Genomic DNA, 17,118 nt, shown 5'->3' on the forward strand with positions numbered 1-17,118 from the left:
GATTTCACAGGTTCGTAGGGTTCAGTAGTCCGGTGCTCCCTGGTCCTCGCCTGCTGTTCCCCACGCTCATCTCGGCCCTCTCGACCGCCCTGGTCGCGGGGGTCCTGACGGCCGCACCGGCGACCGCGACGGCTGTCGCGGACCCGGAGCCGGAGGGGTCGACGGCGGTCGCGGAGCAGGCGCTGGCGACCGTGGAGGCGGCGCTCGCGCCGACCGCCGGCGCGCGCGCCGAGGGGCGCAGCACGGCCCCCACCGAGACGGGGACCGACCTGACCATGGCGCTGCGCGACCTGCGGATCCACCAGGACGAGCTGACCACCTCGGCCGAGCGTGCGCGGGCCGCGGCGCTGCTGAACAACCGCCCCCCGACGACGTCGGACTGGAGCGACCCGCAGCAGCGCGACTTCGGCAGCGTGCGCGTGCACTGGGACGCCGGCACCGCCGGCAACCAGTGGGTGTCCAAGGTCGCCGACGTCGTCAAGCACGTGCTCGCGACCTACGACAAGGCCGGCTACCGGGCCCCCGAGTCCGACGGCACCCGCGGTGGCGGCAACGGCCTGTTCGACGTCTACCTCGACGACCTCGGCCCGTCGTACTACGGCTACTGCAGCACCGACCAGGAGCCGTCCGACCCGGGTCCCTACGACACCTGGGCCTACTGCGCCTTCAACACCGACTACTCCTGGGCGAGCGCGCACACCCCGCTGCAGAACCTCAAGGTGACCGCGGCGCACGAGATCTTCCACGCCGTGCAGTTCGCCTACGACTACTTCGAGGACCCGTGGTTCTACGAGGCCACGGCGACCTGGGCCGAGGACGAGCTCTACACGAGCATCAACGACAACCGGCAGTACCTCCAGGACAGCCCGATCTCCAACCCCACCCGGCCGCTCGACCTCGGCAACGGCCTGAGCGTCTACGGCGGCTGGATCTTCTTCCGCTACCTCACCGAGCGCTTCCCGCGGACGGTCGGCGGGCTGCCGGTGATCATCCGGAAGATCTGGGAGGACGCCGACTCGGTGACCGGTCCCGACGACTACTCCATCCAGGCCGTGACCAAGGTGCTGGCCGACCACGACGTCTCGCTGCGCCGGGTGCTCGCCGACTTCGCCGTCGCCAACCGCCGCCCGGCGGCGTCGTACGCCGAGGGCAAGCACTACCCGCAGGCGCCGCTGCGCCGCACCGTCACCCTCACCAAGGCGCACCGGAGCACCGACTGGGCGACCGTCCGGCTCGACCACCTCGCCACCTCGACCCTCGCCGTCGCCCCGGGCTCCGGTCTGGCGTCGGGGTGGTCGCTGAAGATCGGCGTCGACCTCCCGAACACCAAGCTCGGCTCGGCCGCCCTCGTCACCGTCTACCGCACGCACGGCGACCCGCGCACCCACCTGGTCAAGCTGGGCAAGCGCGGAAACGGCGACGCGAAGGTGTCCTTCGGCTCCCGCGCCGTCGACCACGTCGAGATCACCCTGACCAACGCCGGTACGGCGTACCGCTGCTGGCAGTCCGGCGGCGCCTACTCCTGCCACGGCCGGTCGAAGGACGACAACCGCGCGATGAAGTGGAAGGTCCAGGCGGTCCGGAGCTAGTCCTGCGCCGACCCCGCCAGCCGGGTCAGCGCCTGGCGGACGACGGCCGGGTCGGTCGTCGTCCACATCGGCGGCAGGCTCGCCTTGAGGAAGCCGCCGTAGCGGGCGGTCGCGAGCCGCGGGTCGAGCACCGCCACGACGCCGCGGTCGCTGCTGGTGCGGATCAGCCGGCCGGCGCCCTGCGCCATCAGCAGCGCGGCGTGGGTCGCGGCGACCTGCATGAAGCCGTTGCCGCCGGCCTGGTCGGCGGCCTTCTGCCGCGCGCTCAGCAGCGGGTCGTCGGGCCGGGGGAAGGGGATCCGGTCGATGAGCACGAGCTGGCAGGTGTCGCCGGGGACGTCGAGGCCCTGCCAGAGGCTGAGGGTGCCGAAGAGGCAGGTGTGCGGGTCGCCGACGAACTGGGCGGCGAGCTCCGGGAGCTGGGCGTCGCCCTGGGCGAGCGTGGTGAGGTGCGGCAGCCGCTCGCGCACCACCTCGGCGGCGGCCTCGGCCGCGCGGCGCGAGGAGAAGAGCCCGAGGGTGCGGCCCTCGGCGGCGTCGACGAGGTCGACGATCTCGTCGAGCGTGGCCGCGCCCAGACCGTCGCGGCCCGGCTGCGGCAGGTGGCGCGCGACGTAGAGGATCGCCTGCCGGCCGTAGTCGAAGGGGCTGCCGACGTCGAGCCCGCGCCAGGGCATGGTGTCGCCGACCGGGGCCGCGGTGGCGTCGGTCGCCCGCTCGGACGGCTTGAGGCCGACGCTCGTCGCGACCGAGGAGAAGTCGCCGCCGAGCATCAGCGTCGCTGAGGTGAAGACCACGGTCTTGTCGCTGAGCAGCTTGTCGCGCATCGGGCCCCACACCTGGAGCGGCGCGACGCAGAGCCGTGGGGGCATCCGCTCGGTGCCCTCGGTCAGCCACAGGACGTCGGAGTCGAGGTCGGCGGCCATCCGCTCGGCGGTCGCGAAGACCTCCTGGACGGCGCCCTTCGCCTGCTGGAGACCCGCATCGGCGTCGTCGCCCTTGTCGGCGCCGCCCTTGGGGTAGGCCGAGACGCACGCCCGCGCCGCGTCGCGCACCAGCACGAGCGCGTCGGCGAGGTCCTGCGGCACCGGGTCGAGCCGCCCGGTCCGGGCCTCCCCCATCGCCGCCCGCAGCGCGTCGGCGGCGTCGGCGAGGTCGTCGGCCTCGCTGCCGTCGACGTGCCGCTGGCTGCGCCGCGCGGACCGCTCGACCTCGGCGGCCCACAGCTCGTCGGTGGCCGCCTGGGTCACCCGCGTGGTCAGCTCGTGGGCCTCGTCGATCACCACCACGTCGTACTCGGGGATCATCGGCACGCCCTCGATCGCGTCGATCGCGAGCAGCGAGTGGTTGGTGACGACCAGGTGGGAGCGCTGGGCCTTCTCCTTGGCGAGCTCGGCGAAGCACTCCTGCCCGAAAGGACACTTGGTCGCGCCGAGGCACTCGCGGTGGTTGACGCTGACCTGCCGCCACTCGCGGTCGGTGTGGCGCGGCGCGTGGTCGCGCTCGCCGCTGCCGCCGTGCTCGGACTGCTCCTCGGCCCAGGTGCGCAGCTCGAGCACCTTCTTGCCCAGCGATCCCTCGGGCAGCACCACGTCGAGGGCGCCCTGGTCGTCCGGGACACCCTCGCGGATGCGGTGCAGGCAGGCGTAGTTGGAGCGGCCCTTGAGGACGGCGTACGACGTGTCCACGGCCGTGCCCTCCGGCGCCGCCTCGACCGCCTCCACGAGCCGCGGCAGGTCGCGCTCGACCAGCTGGTGCTGGAGCGCGAGCGTCGCGGTCGCGATGACGACCCGGTCGTCGTGGAGGAGGCTCGGGACCAGGTAGGCGAGGGACTTGCCGGTGCCGGTGCCGGCCTGCACCAGGAGGTGCTGCTCGTGCTCCATCGCGTCGGCGACGGCCTGGGCCATCGCGACCTGGCCGGCGCGCTCCTGCCCGCCGAGCGCCGCGACCGCGGCGCCCAGGAGCTCGGTCACCGGGGAGGTGACGGTGGGGGCCTCGGACACCCGAGAACCCTAGCCGCGGCGTCCGACTGGCGCGCTTCGCCGTCCCCAGGCCACGTGAGCGGTTAATCTCACTCAGCAACGGGAGTGCGACGGAGGTGGGATGAGCGAGGTCCTGGAGATCCCCGCGCCCGGTCACCGCACCCTCGAGGTCCTCGTCAGTGGCGACCCGATCGGCCTCCCGCTGCTCTACCACGCCGGGTCGCCGAGCGCCGTGGTCGACTTCCCGCCGTTGCAGGACGCCGCCGAGCGCGCCGGGATGCGGCTGATCACCCACTCACGCGCGGGCTACGGCGGCTCGTCCCCGAAGCCGATGCCGACCACCGGGCCGCTCATCGTCGACGACCTCGGTGACCTGACCGCGATCCTCGACCACTTCGACATCGGTGCCTTCGTCACGCTCGGCTGGGCCGGCGGCGGACCGCGGGCGCTCCTCTGCGCGGCCACGATGGCCGACCGCTGCCTCTCCGCCTCGACCGTCGCCTCCGTCGCGCCGGTCGACGGCGCGGGCCTGGACTGGGTGGCCGGCATGGTGCCGGCCAACGTCGCCGAGCTGGCCGCGGCCGCCCAGGGCGCTCGCGCGTACGCGGCCTACCTGGCTCGCGAGTTCGCGCCCTTCCTCGACGCGACCGCGGAGATGGTCGCCGAGTCGATGTACGGCGCGGTCACGGCCGTGGACCGGCCGATGGTCACGCCGGAGTACGCCGCCTTCCTCGCCGCGACGTTCCGCAGGTCGGCGATCCAGGGCGTGACCGGGGCGCGCGACGACGGCCTCGCGATCATGAGCCGCTGGGGCTTCGACCTCGACGAGATCGCGGTGCCCGTGTCCATCTGGCACGGCGTCGCCGACGCGATGGTGCCCTTCGCCCACGGGGCCTGGCTGGCCGACCACGTGCCGGGCGCACGGCACCACCTGCTGCCCGACGACGGGCACCTGACGATGCTGGGCCGGCTCGACGAGATCCTGGCCGACCTGCGCGACCTCGCCGGCCTGCGCTAGCCGGCGCTAGAGCGCAGCCAGCTCGTCGCGGACGTAGTCGCCGAACTCCTCGTGCCCGGCGGCGGTGAGGTGCAGCCGGTCGCCGAGGTAGGGCAGGTCGAGGCCGGACGTGCGCACGTAGGTCACGTCGTACTGCTCGCAGAGCCGGGCGAGGAGGTCGTCGACGGCCGGCACCCGCGCGGCCCGCGACGGCGCCATGGCCGGCCCCACGATCACCACGTGCTGGCCGTGCAGGACCGACATCAGCCGCACGAAGCCGGCGCGGACGTCGGCCGCGGTCTGGTCGAAGTCGTTGAGGCCGCCCTCGACGACCACCAGGTCGGCCCCGCCGCCGATGGCGGACGCGGCCCGGTCGGCGAAGGAGACCCGGCCGCAGGGACTGGCGTGCTCACTGAAGCCCGAGCCCGAGAAGCCGGCCACGTGCACCGAGCCCGCGAGCCGCGAGGGCCACGACCCGACCGAGCGGTCGAGGCCGAGCCCGGCCGACCAGGAGTCGCCGATCACGACGACCCGCTCGCCGGTGCCGGTGTCCTCGGTGGCGCGGATCCGGGAGTCGCTCGCGAACTGCTGGCAGCGGTCGTCGTCGGCTCTCGCCCGGTCGGCGACGTGCACGATCACCAGCGACGCCAGCACGAAGGCCAGGACGCCTCCGAGCACGGCAGTACGCCGACGTACCGACCTGAGCGAACCCGCGTCCGCAGCCCCCCGAAGAACCACGAGAGCAATGATGGGGTCGCGGCCCCGGATCTGCTGGCGATGTTGCCGACCCGTGACCTGGTCGCAAGAAATACCCCGAGAAAGAGGGTGGTCCCATGAGCGAGCGACGGCAGGTCCCCGGTCCCGACGGACGCACCATCGAGGTCCTGGAGATGGGTGATCCGGACGGCCTCGCCGTCCTCTACCACGGCGGCTCACCGTCCGCGGTCGCCGAGCACGCGCCCTTCGACGAGCTCGCCCGCAGGCGCGGGCTGCGGATCGTCACCTACTCTCGTCCCGGGTACGGCGCCTCGACGCCGCGGCCGGCGGCGGGTGCGTACGCCGACGACGTCGAGGAGTCGGCGCTCGTGCTCGACCACCTCGGGATCGGCGAGTTCCTCACCTACGGCTGGTCCGGCGGCGGCCCACGCGCGCTCGCCTGCGCGGCGCTGCTGCCCGACCGGTGCCTCGCCGCCGCGACGGTCGCCGGCGTGGGGCCCCTGCACGGCGCCGGCCTGGACTGGTTCGACGGGATGGCGGAGGAGAACCACGCGGAGTACCACGCCGCCGAGCAGGGCCGGGAGGTCTACGAGGCCTACCTGCTCGAGCACTTCATGCCGGTGCTGCAGGCGACGCCCGAGGAGCTGTCCGAGGCGCTGGGCGGGCTGGTGACGCCGGTCGACCAGGCGACGATGGTCGGCGACTTCGCGGACTGGATCAGCCGCACCTTCCGCCACGCCGGCGCCCAGGGCGTGGTCGGGGTCCGTGACGACGGCATCGCCGCCGTCACGCCGTGGGGCTTCGACCTCGCCGACATCCGGGTGCCGGTCGCGGTCTGGCAGGGCCGGCAGGACGCGATGGTGCCCTTCGCCCACGGCGCGTGGCTGGCGGCGACCGTGCCCGGCGCCCGGGCGCACCTCCTCGAGGAGGAGGGGCACCTGTCGATCCTCGACCGGCTCGACGAGATCCTCGCCGAGCTCAGGCAGCTGGCCGGACGATAGCCGGCGTGCGTCGCAGCACCCCGGCCAGCGTCGCGGTCACGCCCAGCAGGAGCAGGCCGAGGACGACCACGCCGGCCCAGCCGGCGCCGGCCCACGCGGGTCCGGCGACGCTGCCGAAGAGCGACGAGCCGAGGTAGTAGGAGAAGAGGTAGAGCGAGGCGGCCTGGGCCGCGGACACACCGCCGGCGTACGCACGGGCGGGGACCCAGCCGCTGGCGATGCCGTGCACCACGAAGAAGCCCGCGACCAGCAGCCCGAGGCCGGCGACCACCAGCGGAAGCGAGTCGACCAGGGTGAGCAGCAGGCCGGCCAGGGCCAGCACGCAGCCCGCGGGGAGCACGGCCCGGCGGCCGAGCCGGTCGGCCATCCGGCCGGAGACGGCCGAGCTGACCGTGCCGAGCGGGTAGACGAGGAAGACCAGGCTCGCCGCGCCGAGGCCGAGGTGGAAGGGCGCCGCCTCGAGCCGGAAGCCGAGGGTGTTGAAGACCGCGACCAGCATCCCCATCGAGCAGCCGCCGATGCCGTAGAGCGCGAGCAGGGCCGGGTCGGACAGCGCGCGAACGGTGCGCTGCAGGACCAGGCGGAGCCCGGGTGCCGAGGGCTCGAAGTGGGCGGAGGGTGGCAGCAGCGCGCGCACCGTGACCGCGCACCCGACGGCGAGCAGCCCGGACGCCGCGAGGGCCCAGCGCCAGCCGGCCACCTCGCCGACCGCACCGGTCAGCAGCCGGCCGGTCATGCCGCCCAGCGCCGTACCGCCGATGTAGAGACCCGCGGCGCGGGCGTGGGTGGAGACGTGCAGCTCCTCGCGGAGGTACGCCGTCGCCACGGCCGGGAGCCCCGCGAGGGCGACGCCCTCGGCGAACCGCAGCACCAGCACGCTCGACCACGTGGGCGCGACCGCACAGCCGAGCGCGACGACCGCCGACGCGGCGAGCGAGCCGTGGATGAGTCGGGTGCGGCCGAGCAGCTCGGAGGCCGGGCCGGCGACGAGCAGTGCGAGACCGAGGCCGAGGGTGGTCAGGGACAGGGTGAGGGTGCTCGCGCCGGTCGAGACGCCGAAGTCGGCCGCGAGCTCCGGCAGCAGCGCCTGGGTGCTGTAGAGCAGCGCGAACGTCGCCATGCCCGCGACGAAGAGCGCCGCCACCACGCGGCGGTAGCCGGTGCTCCCCGGCAGGTGTCCCTCGATCTCCACCTGGTCGACTGTGCCGCGCCGGACGTCATACTTCCAATGTCTCGATTGCTCGGTCTCGATACGATCCGTGCATGATGGTTCGCGACCTGGAGTGGCTCGTCACCGTCGCCGAGCTCGAGCACGTGACCGATGCCGCCGCCGTGCTCGGCGTCCCCCAGCCGACGCTGTCGCGCGCGATCGCCCGCGTCGAGGCCGAGCTCGGGACGCGGGTGTTCGAGCGAGTGCCCACCGGCGTACGGCTGACCCCGACCGGCGAGCTCGCCATCGCAGCGGCCCGCGACATCGCCGACCGCCACGACCAGCTGGTCGACGACGTCGCCACCCTGCTGGATCCGGACGCGGGCGTCGTCCGGCTCGCGTTCCTCGACTCGATGGCCGGGCTGCTGGTGCCACGGCTGCTCCGCGACTTCCACCAGGTCGCGCCGCGGGTGCGGCTCGTGCTGCGACAGGAGCCGTCGCGGGAGATCGTCGACGACCTCACCACCGGCGCCGCCGACCTCGCGATCACCACCCGTCAGGACGGGCTCGGCTGGGCTCCGCTGCTCGACGAGCGGGAGGTGCTCGTCGTCCCCGCCGGCCACCGGCTCAGCGGCCGCAAGCGGGTCGCGCTGCGCGAGCTCGCCGAGGAGGAGATGGTGATGATCCCGCCGGGCTTCGGGTTCCGGCAGCTCACCGACGACCTGCTCCGCACCGCCGGCATCACCCCGCCGATCTCCTTCGAGAGCCAGGACCTCGCGACCATCGAGGGTCTCGTCGCCGCCGGCCTCGGCGTCGCGATCGTGCCCGAGCACCTCGCCGGCGCCTCCGGCACGGTCGGCATCACGCTCGAGGGCGCGAGCGTGCGCCGCTCGATCGGCCTGGTCTGGCGCACCGACCGTGACCTGTCCCCCGCCGCCGCCCGCTTCCGCGACTTCGCCAGCCGGCCCTAGGCGCCGGGCGGCGCGGGAGTTTCAGCGGCCGGCCGACTCAGAGCGCGTACGCCGCCAGCTCGCCGGCGAGGTCCTCGTTGGCGCGGCCGACGACGATGGTGCCCTCGCCGGTGTGCTCCATCGAGGCGATCTCGCCGTGCTGGTGCAGGCGGTTGATCAGGTCGCCGCGCTCGTAGGGCAGCAGCGCCTTGAACTCCACGCCCGGCCGGGGCAGCTCGCTCTCGACGAGGCGCAGCGCCTCGGCGATGCCCTCGCCGGTCTTGGCGGACACGACGACCGAGTGCGGCTCGGCGCGCTGGAGGCGGCCGAGGACCAGCGGGTCGGCGGCGTCGGCCTTGTTGATCACGATGATCTCGCGGACGTCGGTCGCGCCGATCTCGGCGAACACCTCACGCACCGCGGAGATCTGGCCCTCCGGGTCGGGGTGCGACCCGTCGACGACGTGCAGGACGAGGTCGGAGTCGGCGACCTCCTCCAGCGTCGAGCGGAACGCCTCGACCAGCTGGTGGGGCAGGTGCCGGACGAAGCCGACGGTGTCGCTCATCGTGTAGACGCGGCCGTCGGCGGTCGTCGTACGCCGGGTGGTCGGGTCGAGCGTCGCGAAGAGCGCGTCCTCGACGAGCACGCCGGCGTCGGTGAGCCGGTTGAGCAGCGAGGACTTGCCGGCGTTGGTGTAGCCCGCGATCGAGACGCTGGGGATGTGGTTGCGACGGCGCTCCTGGCGCTTGGTGTCGCGGGTCCCCTTCATCTCGCGCAGCTCGCGGCGGAGCTTGGCGATCTTGGTGTTGATCCGGCGACGGTCGGTCTCGATCTTGGTCTCACCGGGACCGCGACCTCCGATGCCGGCACCGGCGGCGACGCGGCCACCGGCCTGGCGGGAGAGGTTGCCGCCCCAGCCGCGGAGGCGCTGCTTCATGTACTGCAGCTGGGCGAGCTCGACCTGCGCCTGGCCCTCCTTCGACTTCGCGTGCTGGGCGAAGATGTCGAGGATCAGCGCGGTCCGGTCGACGACCTTGACCTTGAGCCGGTCCTCCAGGTTGCGCAGCTGGCTGGGCGCCAGCTCGCCGTCGCAGATGACGGTGTCGGCGCCGGTGGCGCGGACGATCTCGCCCAGGCCCTCGGTCTTGCCGCGGCCGATGTACGTCGCCGGGTCGGGCGACTGCCGGCGCTGGTAGATCGCGTCGAGGACCTCCGATCCGGCGGTCTCGGCGAGCAGCGCGAGCTCGGCCATGGAGTTCTCGGCGTCGTCCACCGTGCCCTCGGTCCAGACACCGACGAGCACCACGCGCTCCAGGCGGAGCTGGCGGTACTCGACCTCGGTGATGTCCTCGAGCTCGGTGCGCAGGCTGGCGACGCGGCGGAGCTGGTGTCGCTCGGCCAGGTCCATCTCACCGGTGGTGAGGTCCTCGGGGTCCGGCTCGTCGGCGGAGACCACGGCGTAGCCGGACTCGAGCTCCTCGTCCTCGTCCCAGGCGTCGGTCTCCTCGAGCGCGGAGTCGAGGTTGAAGTCAGATGCGTTACTCATACGCGTTCAAGAGTAGGTCGGCACCGGTCGGGCGGCGAACTCTTTACCCAGGTGCCTACCGACCGAGCCGTACGCCGACGAACGCGACGTCGTGCTTCCCGACGCCGAACCGCACACCCCCGACGGCGTAGATCCGGTCGCCGGCCAGGGCCACCGCTCGCCCCTCCGACCACGACGACGCGACCGTCGGCGAGCCTTCGCCGTACGCGATCGTCCGGTAGCCCTTGCCGTTGAACGAGGCGTCGAGGACCCCGGCAGCGGTGTACCGCGAGACCGCCACCCGGTGCGGGTCCTCGCCGGCGGCCCAGCCGACCGCGACGATCCGGACGTCGTCCTGGACGGCGAGGTCGTCGGCCTGGGAGTAGTAGTCGAAGAGGTCGTCGGTGTAGCCGTCGCCGCGGCCGAACGACGGGTCGAGGCTGCCGTCGGGCAGGTAGCGCAGCAGCATCTGGTAGCGATAGTCGCCCGGGCCGTACGCCGAGCCGCCGACCAGCACTGTGCCGTCGGGCTGGTGGCGCACGACGTTGCCGAGGTTGCCCTCGCTGTCGGCGGCGTACGTCGTGACCCCGCCGGCGGTGCCGAAGCCCGGCTCGGGCAGCCCGGCGGCGTCGACCCACTCGGTGCGGACGCCGCGGACCCCGTCGTCGTCGGTGACGCCGACGCCGGTCGCGAGCAGGCTGCCGTCGGGCTGGACCTCCACGCCGTTGACCGTGCCCGCGAACGGGTGCGCGGACGTCACGACGTCGACGAGCTCCCCGTCGGCGCCGTAGTGCGCGACCGCGAGGCGGTCGCCGGCGATCCCGCCCGCGAGCACCGAGCCGTCGTCCAGGAGGAGCAGGTCGAGCACGGTCGCGGCGCCGGCCGGGAGGTCGGTGGTGACGACGCCGTCGGTGCCCCAGCCCGGGTCGAGCGTGCCGTCGGCGCGGTAGGCGACCAGGGCGAACCGGCCGTCGGAGGTCCCGCCGACCAGCGAGCGCCCCGAGCCGCGCAGCTCGACGGTGTGCGCGGCGTCCGAGTCACCGATCGCGGTGACCGCGCGACCGTTGCCGCTGAAGCCGTGGTCGAGGGCGCCGTTGCGCCTCCACCGGGCCACCGCCCACCGGCTCACGCCACCGGTCTCGACCGTGCCGACGGCGAGCACCTGCCCCTTGCCGGTGACGGCCAGGTCGGCGGCGATCTCGGTGTCCCGGCCGGCGCCGAAGTCGGCGTACGCCTTGCCGCGGTCGCCGAAGGAGGCGTCCAGTCCCCCGGCGGGCACGGGGGCCAGCGCCAGGGTGGCGGCGAGGAGGGCGTGGAGCGGGACGGGCATGATCTGCTGACTCTACGGTGGCCCCGTGAGAATCCCACCCGTCCCGGACGGCATCCGTCTGCTCGGCATCACCGGCGCCCCGGGCGTCGGGAAGTCGACCCTCGCGCAGGCGCTGGGCCTGCCGGTCGTGCCGATGGACGGCTTCCACTACGCCGACCGCGAGCTCGTGCGGCGCGGGCTGCGCGACCGCAAGGGCGCCCCCGAGACCTTCGACGCGGAGGGGTACGCCGCGCTCCTGGCCCGGGTGCGGCTCGGCGAGGCGGTGGCGCCGGTCTTCGAGCGCGAGCTCGAGCAGCCGCTGGCCGGCGCGCTGTGGGTGCCCCCGCGCGGCACGGTGGTCACCGAGGGCAACTACCTGCTGCTCGACGAGCCTCGCTGGCGCGCCGTGCGCGAGCAGCTCGACGTGGTCTGGCACCTCCACGTCGCCGACGACGTACGCCGGACGCGGCTGGTCGCCCGGCACGTGGAGTTCGGCAAGTCGCCCGCCGAGGCCGCGGCGTGGGTGGCGCGGGTGGACGACGCCAACGCGGCGCTGGTCGAGGCGGCGGCCGCCCGGGCGGACCTGGTGGTCGAGGTCAGCTGACCGGCTCCAGCCCCTGCGACCAGAGCGCCGTGCCCGCCCCGTCGTACAGGGTCACGGTCAGCAGCCCGTCGGCGTCGATGTGCACGTGGCCGAAGAACTGGTTGCCGGCCCGCGGCGACTGCGTCCACGACGTCGTCTCGTTGCCCTTGGAGTAGACGACCTCGGGGCCGAAGGTGCCGTCCAGCGAGGAGTCCTTGACGCTGAACGTGCCGGCCGCGACCGGGCCGGAGATGAACTCCCAGAAGGGGTCGAAGTCGGTGTAGGCCGCGCGGTCCGGGCGGTAGTGGTAGGCCGCGGTGTAGTGCACGTCGGCGGTCAGCCACACCACGTTGCGGACCCCGTGCCGCTTGAACGCCGAGAGCACGCGGGCGATCTCGGGCTCGCGACCGGTGGGCTGGCCGCTGTCGAGGTTGGCGGCGCTGTCGAGGTCGTCGCTGTGGTTGGAGGGCGCGGAGATCGGCAGGTCGGCGGAGATGACCTTCCAGGTCGCGGTCGAGGCGGCGACCTCGCGGATCAGCCAGGCCTCCTGATCGGTGCCGAGCAGCCCGGGCTGGCCGGCCTCGGCCGAGGTCGGATTGGGTCCGCGGTAGGAGCGCATGTCGAGCACGAAGAGGTCGAGGTGCTGGCCCCGCGGGACCTTCCGGTAGATCCGCTGCCGGGCGTAGCCGTCGCCGCCGCGGTCGACCATCCGGCGCACCGGCACCGGCTGGTACTCCTGCCACGCGCGCCGGCCGCGGGCGGCCAGGACGTCGCAGCTCCGCTCGGTGTAGCGGCTGTCGTCGAGCACCTCGCCCGGGTACCAGTTGTTGCAGGTCTCGTGGTCGTCCCACTGGCTGACGGTGGGGACCTCGGCGTAGAGGGCCCGGACGTTGTCGTCGAGCAGCGGGTAGCGGTGCCGGCCGCGGAACTCCTCGAGGGTCTCGGCGACCTTGCCGACCCCCTCGGCGACCACGTTGCGCCAGAGGTCGCCGGTCGGCTCGCGCACCGTCGCGTCGATCTCGATGTCGGCGTAGATCGTGTCGCCGCAGTGGAGGAAGAAGTCGGGACGCGTGTCGAGCATCGCGCGGTACGCCGTCAGCCCGCCGAGGTCCGGGTTGATCCCGAAGCCCTGCCCGCAGGTGTCGCCGGACCACACGAACGACTGCGCCGCGGCGTGCACCGGCGCGGTGCTGAAGCTGATCAGCTCCGGGGCGCTGGACGTCCCGTCCGGCGCGGTGAAGGACACCTCCGCGTCGTACCGGCGCCCGGGCGCGAGCCCGTCGACCATCAGCCGCGCGGTGTGGTCGGTGCGCTCGTCGGCCCAACCGCCGGACATCCGGCGCACCAGCCGGCCATTGCTGGACAGTCGCACCGACATTCGCGCGTCCGCCGACGCCCGCGCCCAGAGCACCGCCGAGGACGTGGTGACCTCGCCCGACCGGGCGCCCGACGTGAGGTGGATCCGGTCGCGGACCAGCGACGCCGATCCGCTGCGCAGGCCGGCGACCACGAGTCCCGGCGTCCCTCCGATCGCCACCCCGGCTGCCAGGGCGGCCCGTCTCCCGAGGAGGACCATGGCCCGCACGCTGGCGAGTGCGGCCGACGGGACCCGTACGCCGACGTGTCGTGTCGGCGTACAGATGATGATCAGCGGGGCTCGGCGGCGAACTCCCCCGGCGTCAGGCCGGTGACGGCCTTGAAGTCGCGGCCGAAGTGGGCCTGGTCGGCGTAGCCGAGGTCGGCGGCGACGCGCGCGAGGTCGGGGCCGGCGTCGCTCAGCCGCTCCGCTGCCTCGTGGAGGCGGCGGCGCTGCACCAGCCACTTGGGCGAGAGCCCGATCCGCCGGGCGGTGAGGCGCTGGAGGGTGCGCTCGGTGATCGCGAACTTCTCGCAGACCTGGCTCACCCGCTGCACGGCCGGGTCGCCCTCGACGTGCTCGACGATCGCGTTGACGAGCAGCCCCTCCTCGTCGATCGGCAGCAGGCCGGCGATCCACTCCTCCATGGCGGCGACCGCCTCGACGCGCCGGGCCGGGTCGTCGGGGTCGTCCCCGATCGTCGCGCGGACCCGCGCGACGAGCGCCTCGTCGGGGAGCGGGACGACCTGGTCGGTGAGCCGGTCGACGGGCCCGTCGGCGAGCGTCGTGCCGACAGCGGGCTGGAACATCGTGCCGAGCGCCCAGCCGGAGCCGGCGAGCTCCTGGGTGGACAGGCCGCTGCTCGGGCCGACCAGGATCGCGTACTCGTGCGAGATCACCGTCAGGCAGACGGGGTACTGCAGCACCCGCTGCACCGAGGTCGCACCGTCGGGCAGCGACCAGACCGGCATCCAGTAGCGGCGTACGGCGTCCGCCAGCGGCGGGCTCGGGGCGTAGCGGTGGATCGGCGGGGTGTAGCCGGTCTCGTCGAGGAGGTGGGCTCGCTCCGTGGGGTCGATCGAACGCGGGCCGGTCATGTGTCGGATTCTTGCAAGAGCCTCCGACATCGGCACGCGATCGTGGAGGCATGACCTTCTACGACGACGCCGCCGACCGCTTCACCGCCACCGTCTCCGCGACCAGCGACTGGTCCGCCGCCAGCCCCTGCGAGGGCTGGACCGCCGCCGACCTGGTCGACCACGTCGTCGACACCGAGCGCGACTACTTCACCCGGTCCGACCTCGAGCTCGGCGACCGGCCGAGCGGGTCGCCCGAGGAGGTGTGGGCGGCGCACCTGGCCGCCGTCCGCGACGTCGTCGACGACGACGTACGAGCGCGGGAGTACGACGGGTTCTTCGGCCGGACGACGATCGGCGCGACCCTCGACGACTTCTACGGCTTCGACCTGGTCGTCCACGGCTGGGACCTCGGCAGCTCGCAGGGATCCCCCACGACCTTCACCGAGGCCGACATGGACGCCCTTGACCAGGCGTTCGTCGGCTTCGGTGACCACGCCTACGACGAGGGCGTCTTCCGGCAGCCGGTCGACGTGCCGGACGACGCCGACCGCCAGACGAAGATCCTGGCCCGCATGGGCCGCTCCTGACGGGTCGGCTACTTGGGGGGCATCCGGATGCCGCCGTCGACGCGGACCACCTCGGCGTTCATGTAGCTGTTGGTGATGCACTCGACGACCATGCTGGCCAGCTCGTCCGGGACGCCGAGGCGCTTGGGGAAGAGCACGCTCTCGCCGAGCTTGGCCTTGAACGCCTCGGCGCCCTCACCCTCGCCGTAGATCGGGGTGTCGATCAGGCCGGGGGCGACGGTGTTGAGGCGGATGCCGGAGGCGGCCAGGTCGCGGGCGACCGGGAGGGTCATGCCGACGACGCCGCCCTTGGAGGCGGAGTAGGACGCCTGGCCGATCTGGCCGTCGAACGCGGCGACCGAGGCGAGGTTGCAGATGGCGCCGCGGCAGCCGTCGGCGTCGGGCTCGTTGCGGCTCATCGCGGTCGCGGCGAGACGGGTCATGTCGAAGGTGCCGATCAGGTTGATCGCGATCACCTTGCGGAAGGCGTCGAGGTCGTGGGCGGAGTCGAACTCGCCGTCGCGGCCGATGGTGCGCTGGGCCCAGCCGATGCCGGCCGAGTTGACGACCGCGCGCAGCGGGGCGATCTCGGCGGCCGCGTCGACCGCGGCCTTGATCTGGTCGGTGTTGGTGACGTCGACCTGGGCGAAGACGCCGCCGATCTCGTGGGCGAGCGCCTCGCCCTTGTCGGCCTGCAGGTCGGCGACGACGACGACCGCGCCCTTGGCGGCGAGCTGGCGGGCGGCCGCGGCACCGATGCCCGACGCGCCGCCCGTGACGATGGCACTGGCTCCGTTGATGTCCATGGCCCGGAGCATAGAACCCGTTACAGGCCGGTGGTCCCCCGGGCCACGACGACAGCCGGGCCGGTCATCAGGATCCGGTCGTCGGCGGTCCACGCGATGGTGAGGGTGCCGCCGGGCAGGTCGACGCGGTACGTCGAGCCCGGGCCGCGCCCGTCGGCGACCGCGGCCGCGACCGCCACCGCGCAGGCGCCGGTGCCGCAGGAGCGGGTCTCGCCCGAGCCGCGCTCGTGCACGCGCATCGCCACGTGGCCGTCGCCGCGGCGTACGACGAACTCCACGTTGACGCCGGCCGGGTAGACCGCGTGGTCGTAGTCGGGCTCGTCCAGCAGCGGACCGACCGGGCCGTGCCGGTCGAGCGACTCGACGAAGGCGACGGCGTGCGGGTTGCCCATGTCGACGTGCTGCGCGGGCCAGGCGTGGTCGCCGACCGCCACCTTGGTCTCGCCGAGCACCTGCGGGACGCCCATGTCGACGGTCAGCTGTCCGTCGGCCTCGACGGTGATCGTCTTGACGCCGTCGCGGGTGTCGACCGGCAGCGGCTCGCGCGGGTCGGCCAGGCCCTCGTCGAAGAGGTGCTGGGCGAAGACCCGGATGCCGTTGCCGCACATCTCCGAGACCGAGCCGTCGGCGTTGCGGTAGTCCATGAACCACCGGACGCCCTCGTCCGCGCCCCGGCGTACGACGCGCAGCACGCCGTCACCGCCGATGCCCGCGCGCCGGTCGCAGAGCGCCCGCACCCGCGCGGCCATCTCCTCGTCGGTCAGACCGCCGTGGACGCTGCCGTCGTGGTCGGGCAGCAGCACGAAGTCGTTCTCCGTGCCGTGGCCCTTGAGGAAGGGGTAGCCGGGCACGTCAGTACATGCCCTTCTCGTAGTTCTCGGGCTTGTAGTAGTCGTCGAGCTGCTCGAGCGACATGCCGCTGGGCTCGACGTCGCGCGCGATCACCGCGCGCCGCGGGACGACGCCGTTCGGGTCCCACGTCTCGGGCTTCCAGAGACCGGACCGCAGGAAGGCCTTCGCGCAGTGGAAGAAGACCTCCTCGATCTCGACGACCACCGCGAGGATCGGCCGGTGGCCCTTGACCACCATCTCGTCGAAGAACGGCGCCTCGCTGACCAGCCGCGCGCGGCCGTTGATCCGCAGGGTGTCGCCGCGGCCGGGGATGAGGAAGTTCAGGCCGACGTGGGGGTTCTGGAGGATGTTCTTGTAGCCGTCGGCGCGCTTGTTGCCGGGCCGCTCCGCGATCGCGATCGTCGTGTCGTCGATGACGTGGACCAGCTGCCCGGCCGGGTCGCCCTTCGGGGACGCGTCGCAGGCGCCGGTCGCCGACGCCGTCGCCATCACGCAGAACGGCGCCGCGGCCAGCCAGTCGCGGTCGACGTCGAGCAGCGCAGTGCGGCCCTTGTCGCGGGCACGGGCGTGGGGCTCGCCGAGGAGGTCGACGAGGTCGTCGACCGTGGTGATCTCGGTCCAGTCGGTCCTGGCGGGGGCGGTCGTCACCCGTTCA

16 protein-coding genes are annotated in these 17,118 nt (G+C 73.4%); 6 read left to right on the forward strand and 10 right to left on the reverse strand.

What is annotated here, in order from left to right; all coding sequences use genetic code 11:
- The first annotated feature begins 32 nt into the window (after positions 1–32).
- Entirely contained in the window at positions 33–1,589 is a 1,557-nt protein-coding gene (locus K8U61_RS05970) for an MXAN_6640 family putative metalloprotease (protein ID WP_224122077.1), read from the forward strand.
- Here the strand turns inward: K8U61_RS05970 and K8U61_RS05975 are convergent.
- Positions 1,586–3,592, reverse strand: coding sequence for an ATP-dependent DNA helicase (locus K8U61_RS05975; protein WP_224122078.1), 2,007 nt, complete (start codon positions 3,590–3,592; stop codon positions 1,586–1,588). The two genes, K8U61_RS05970 and K8U61_RS05975, sit on opposite strands and share 4 nt — an antisense overlap.
- Before the next feature lie 100 nt (positions 3,593–3,692).
- On the opposite strand from K8U61_RS05975, the gene K8U61_RS05980 reads away from it, so the two are divergent.
- Positions 3,693–4,589, forward strand: coding sequence for an alpha/beta fold hydrolase (locus K8U61_RS05980; RefSeq protein ID WP_224122079.1), 897 nt, complete (start codon positions 3,693–3,695; stop codon positions 4,587–4,589).
- A gap of 6 nt (positions 4,590–4,595) precedes the next feature.
- Here K8U61_RS05980 and K8U61_RS05985 read toward each other — a convergent pair whose 3' ends face one another.
- Positions 4,596–5,246, reverse strand: coding sequence for an SGNH/GDSL hydrolase family protein (locus tag K8U61_RS05985; protein ID WP_224122080.1), 651 nt, complete (start codon positions 5,244–5,246; stop codon positions 4,596–4,598).
- A gap of 155 nt (positions 5,247–5,401) precedes the next feature.
- Between K8U61_RS05985 and K8U61_RS05990 the strand changes: the two genes are divergently transcribed.
- The gene (locus tag K8U61_RS05990; protein WP_224122081.1) at positions 5,402–6,286 is read left to right on the forward strand and encodes an alpha/beta fold hydrolase; all 885 of its coding nucleotides are present in this window, start codon (positions 5,402–5,404) and stop codon (positions 6,284–6,286) included.
- Here the strand turns inward: K8U61_RS05990 and K8U61_RS05995 are convergent.
- The gene (locus K8U61_RS05995; RefSeq protein ID WP_224122082.1) at positions 6,264–7,478 is read right to left on the reverse strand and encodes an MFS transporter; all 1,215 of its coding nucleotides are present in this window, start codon (positions 7,476–7,478) and stop codon (positions 6,264–6,266) included. The genes K8U61_RS05990 and K8U61_RS05995 overlap by 23 nt on opposite strands.
- A gap of 71 nt (positions 7,479–7,549) precedes the next feature.
- Between K8U61_RS05995 and K8U61_RS06000 the strand changes: the two genes are divergently transcribed.
- The gene (locus K8U61_RS06000; protein WP_224122083.1) at positions 7,550–8,407 is read left to right on the forward strand and encodes a LysR family transcriptional regulator; all 858 of its coding nucleotides are present in this window, start codon (positions 7,550–7,552) and stop codon (positions 8,405–8,407) included.
- Positions 8,408–8,444: 37 nt separating this feature from the next.
- Here K8U61_RS06000 and hflX read toward each other — a convergent pair whose 3' ends face one another.
- Entirely contained in the window at positions 8,445–9,932 is a 1,488-nt protein-coding gene (gene hflX / locus K8U61_RS06005; RefSeq protein ID WP_224122084.1) for a GTPase HflX, read from the reverse strand.
- A gap of 55 nt (positions 9,933–9,987) precedes the next feature.
- Positions 9,988–11,241 carry a hypothetical protein gene (locus K8U61_RS06010; protein ID WP_224122085.1) on the reverse strand — a complete coding sequence of 418 codons (1,254 nt, stop codon included), beginning with the start codon at positions 11,239–11,241 and terminating at the stop codon, positions 9,988–9,990.
- Positions 11,242–11,266: 25 nt separating this feature from the next.
- On the opposite strand from K8U61_RS06010, the gene K8U61_RS06015 reads away from it, so the two are divergent.
- Positions 11,267–11,824, forward strand: a complete 558-nt coding sequence (locus K8U61_RS06015) for a nucleoside/nucleotide kinase family protein (protein WP_224122086.1) — start codon at positions 11,267–11,269, stop codon at positions 11,822–11,824.
- Here the strand turns inward: K8U61_RS06015 and K8U61_RS06020 are convergent.
- Together K8U61_RS06020 and K8U61_RS06025 are read right to left on the reverse strand one after the other, a co-directional pair.
- On the reverse strand, positions 11,817–13,379 hold the full coding sequence (locus K8U61_RS06020) for an alkaline phosphatase D family protein (protein WP_224122087.1): 1,563 nt from the start codon (positions 13,377–13,379) through the stop codon (positions 11,817–11,819). The two genes, K8U61_RS06015 and K8U61_RS06020, sit on opposite strands and share 8 nt — an antisense overlap.
- 71 nt (positions 13,380–13,450) lie before the next feature.
- Positions 13,451–14,257 carry an AraC family transcriptional regulator gene (locus K8U61_RS06025; protein WP_224122088.1) on the reverse strand — a complete coding sequence of 269 codons (807 nt, stop codon included), beginning with the start codon at positions 14,255–14,257 and terminating at the stop codon, positions 13,451–13,453.
- A 50-nt stretch (positions 14,258–14,307) separates the two neighbouring features.
- Between K8U61_RS06025 and K8U61_RS06030 the strand changes: the two genes are divergently transcribed.
- Positions 14,308–14,826, forward strand: coding sequence for a maleylpyruvate isomerase family mycothiol-dependent enzyme (locus tag K8U61_RS06030; protein WP_224122089.1), 519 nt, complete (start codon positions 14,308–14,310; stop codon positions 14,824–14,826).
- Positions 14,827–14,834: 8 nt separating this feature from the next.
- On the opposite strand, the gene K8U61_RS06035 is transcribed toward K8U61_RS06030, so the two are convergent.
- From K8U61_RS06035 to K8U61_RS06045, 3 genes are read right to left on the reverse strand one after another with little or no spacing between them, the layout of a single operon-like run.
- A complete protein-coding gene (locus tag K8U61_RS06035) occupies positions 14,835–15,611 on the reverse strand; it encodes an SDR family NAD(P)-dependent oxidoreductase (protein WP_224122090.1) in 777 nt (258 codons plus the stop codon).
- A 20-nt stretch (positions 15,612–15,631) separates the two neighbouring features.
- Positions 15,632–16,462 carry a diaminopimelate epimerase gene (gene dapF, locus K8U61_RS06040; RefSeq protein ID WP_224122091.1) on the reverse strand — a complete coding sequence of 277 codons (831 nt, stop codon included), beginning with the start codon at positions 16,460–16,462 and terminating at the stop codon, positions 15,632–15,634.
- Position 16,463: 1 nt separating this feature from the next.
- The gene (locus K8U61_RS06045; protein ID WP_224122092.1) at positions 16,464–17,111 is read right to left on the reverse strand and encodes a pyridoxamine 5'-phosphate oxidase family protein; all 648 of its coding nucleotides are present in this window, start codon (positions 17,109–17,111) and stop codon (positions 16,464–16,466) included.
- Positions 17,112–17,118: the final 7 nt, after the last annotated feature.

The organism is Nocardioides mangrovi (assembly GCF_020073815.1).
GTDB classification, from domain to species: Bacteria; Actinomycetota; Actinomycetes; order Propionibacteriales; family Nocardioidaceae; genus Nocardioides; species Nocardioides mangrovi.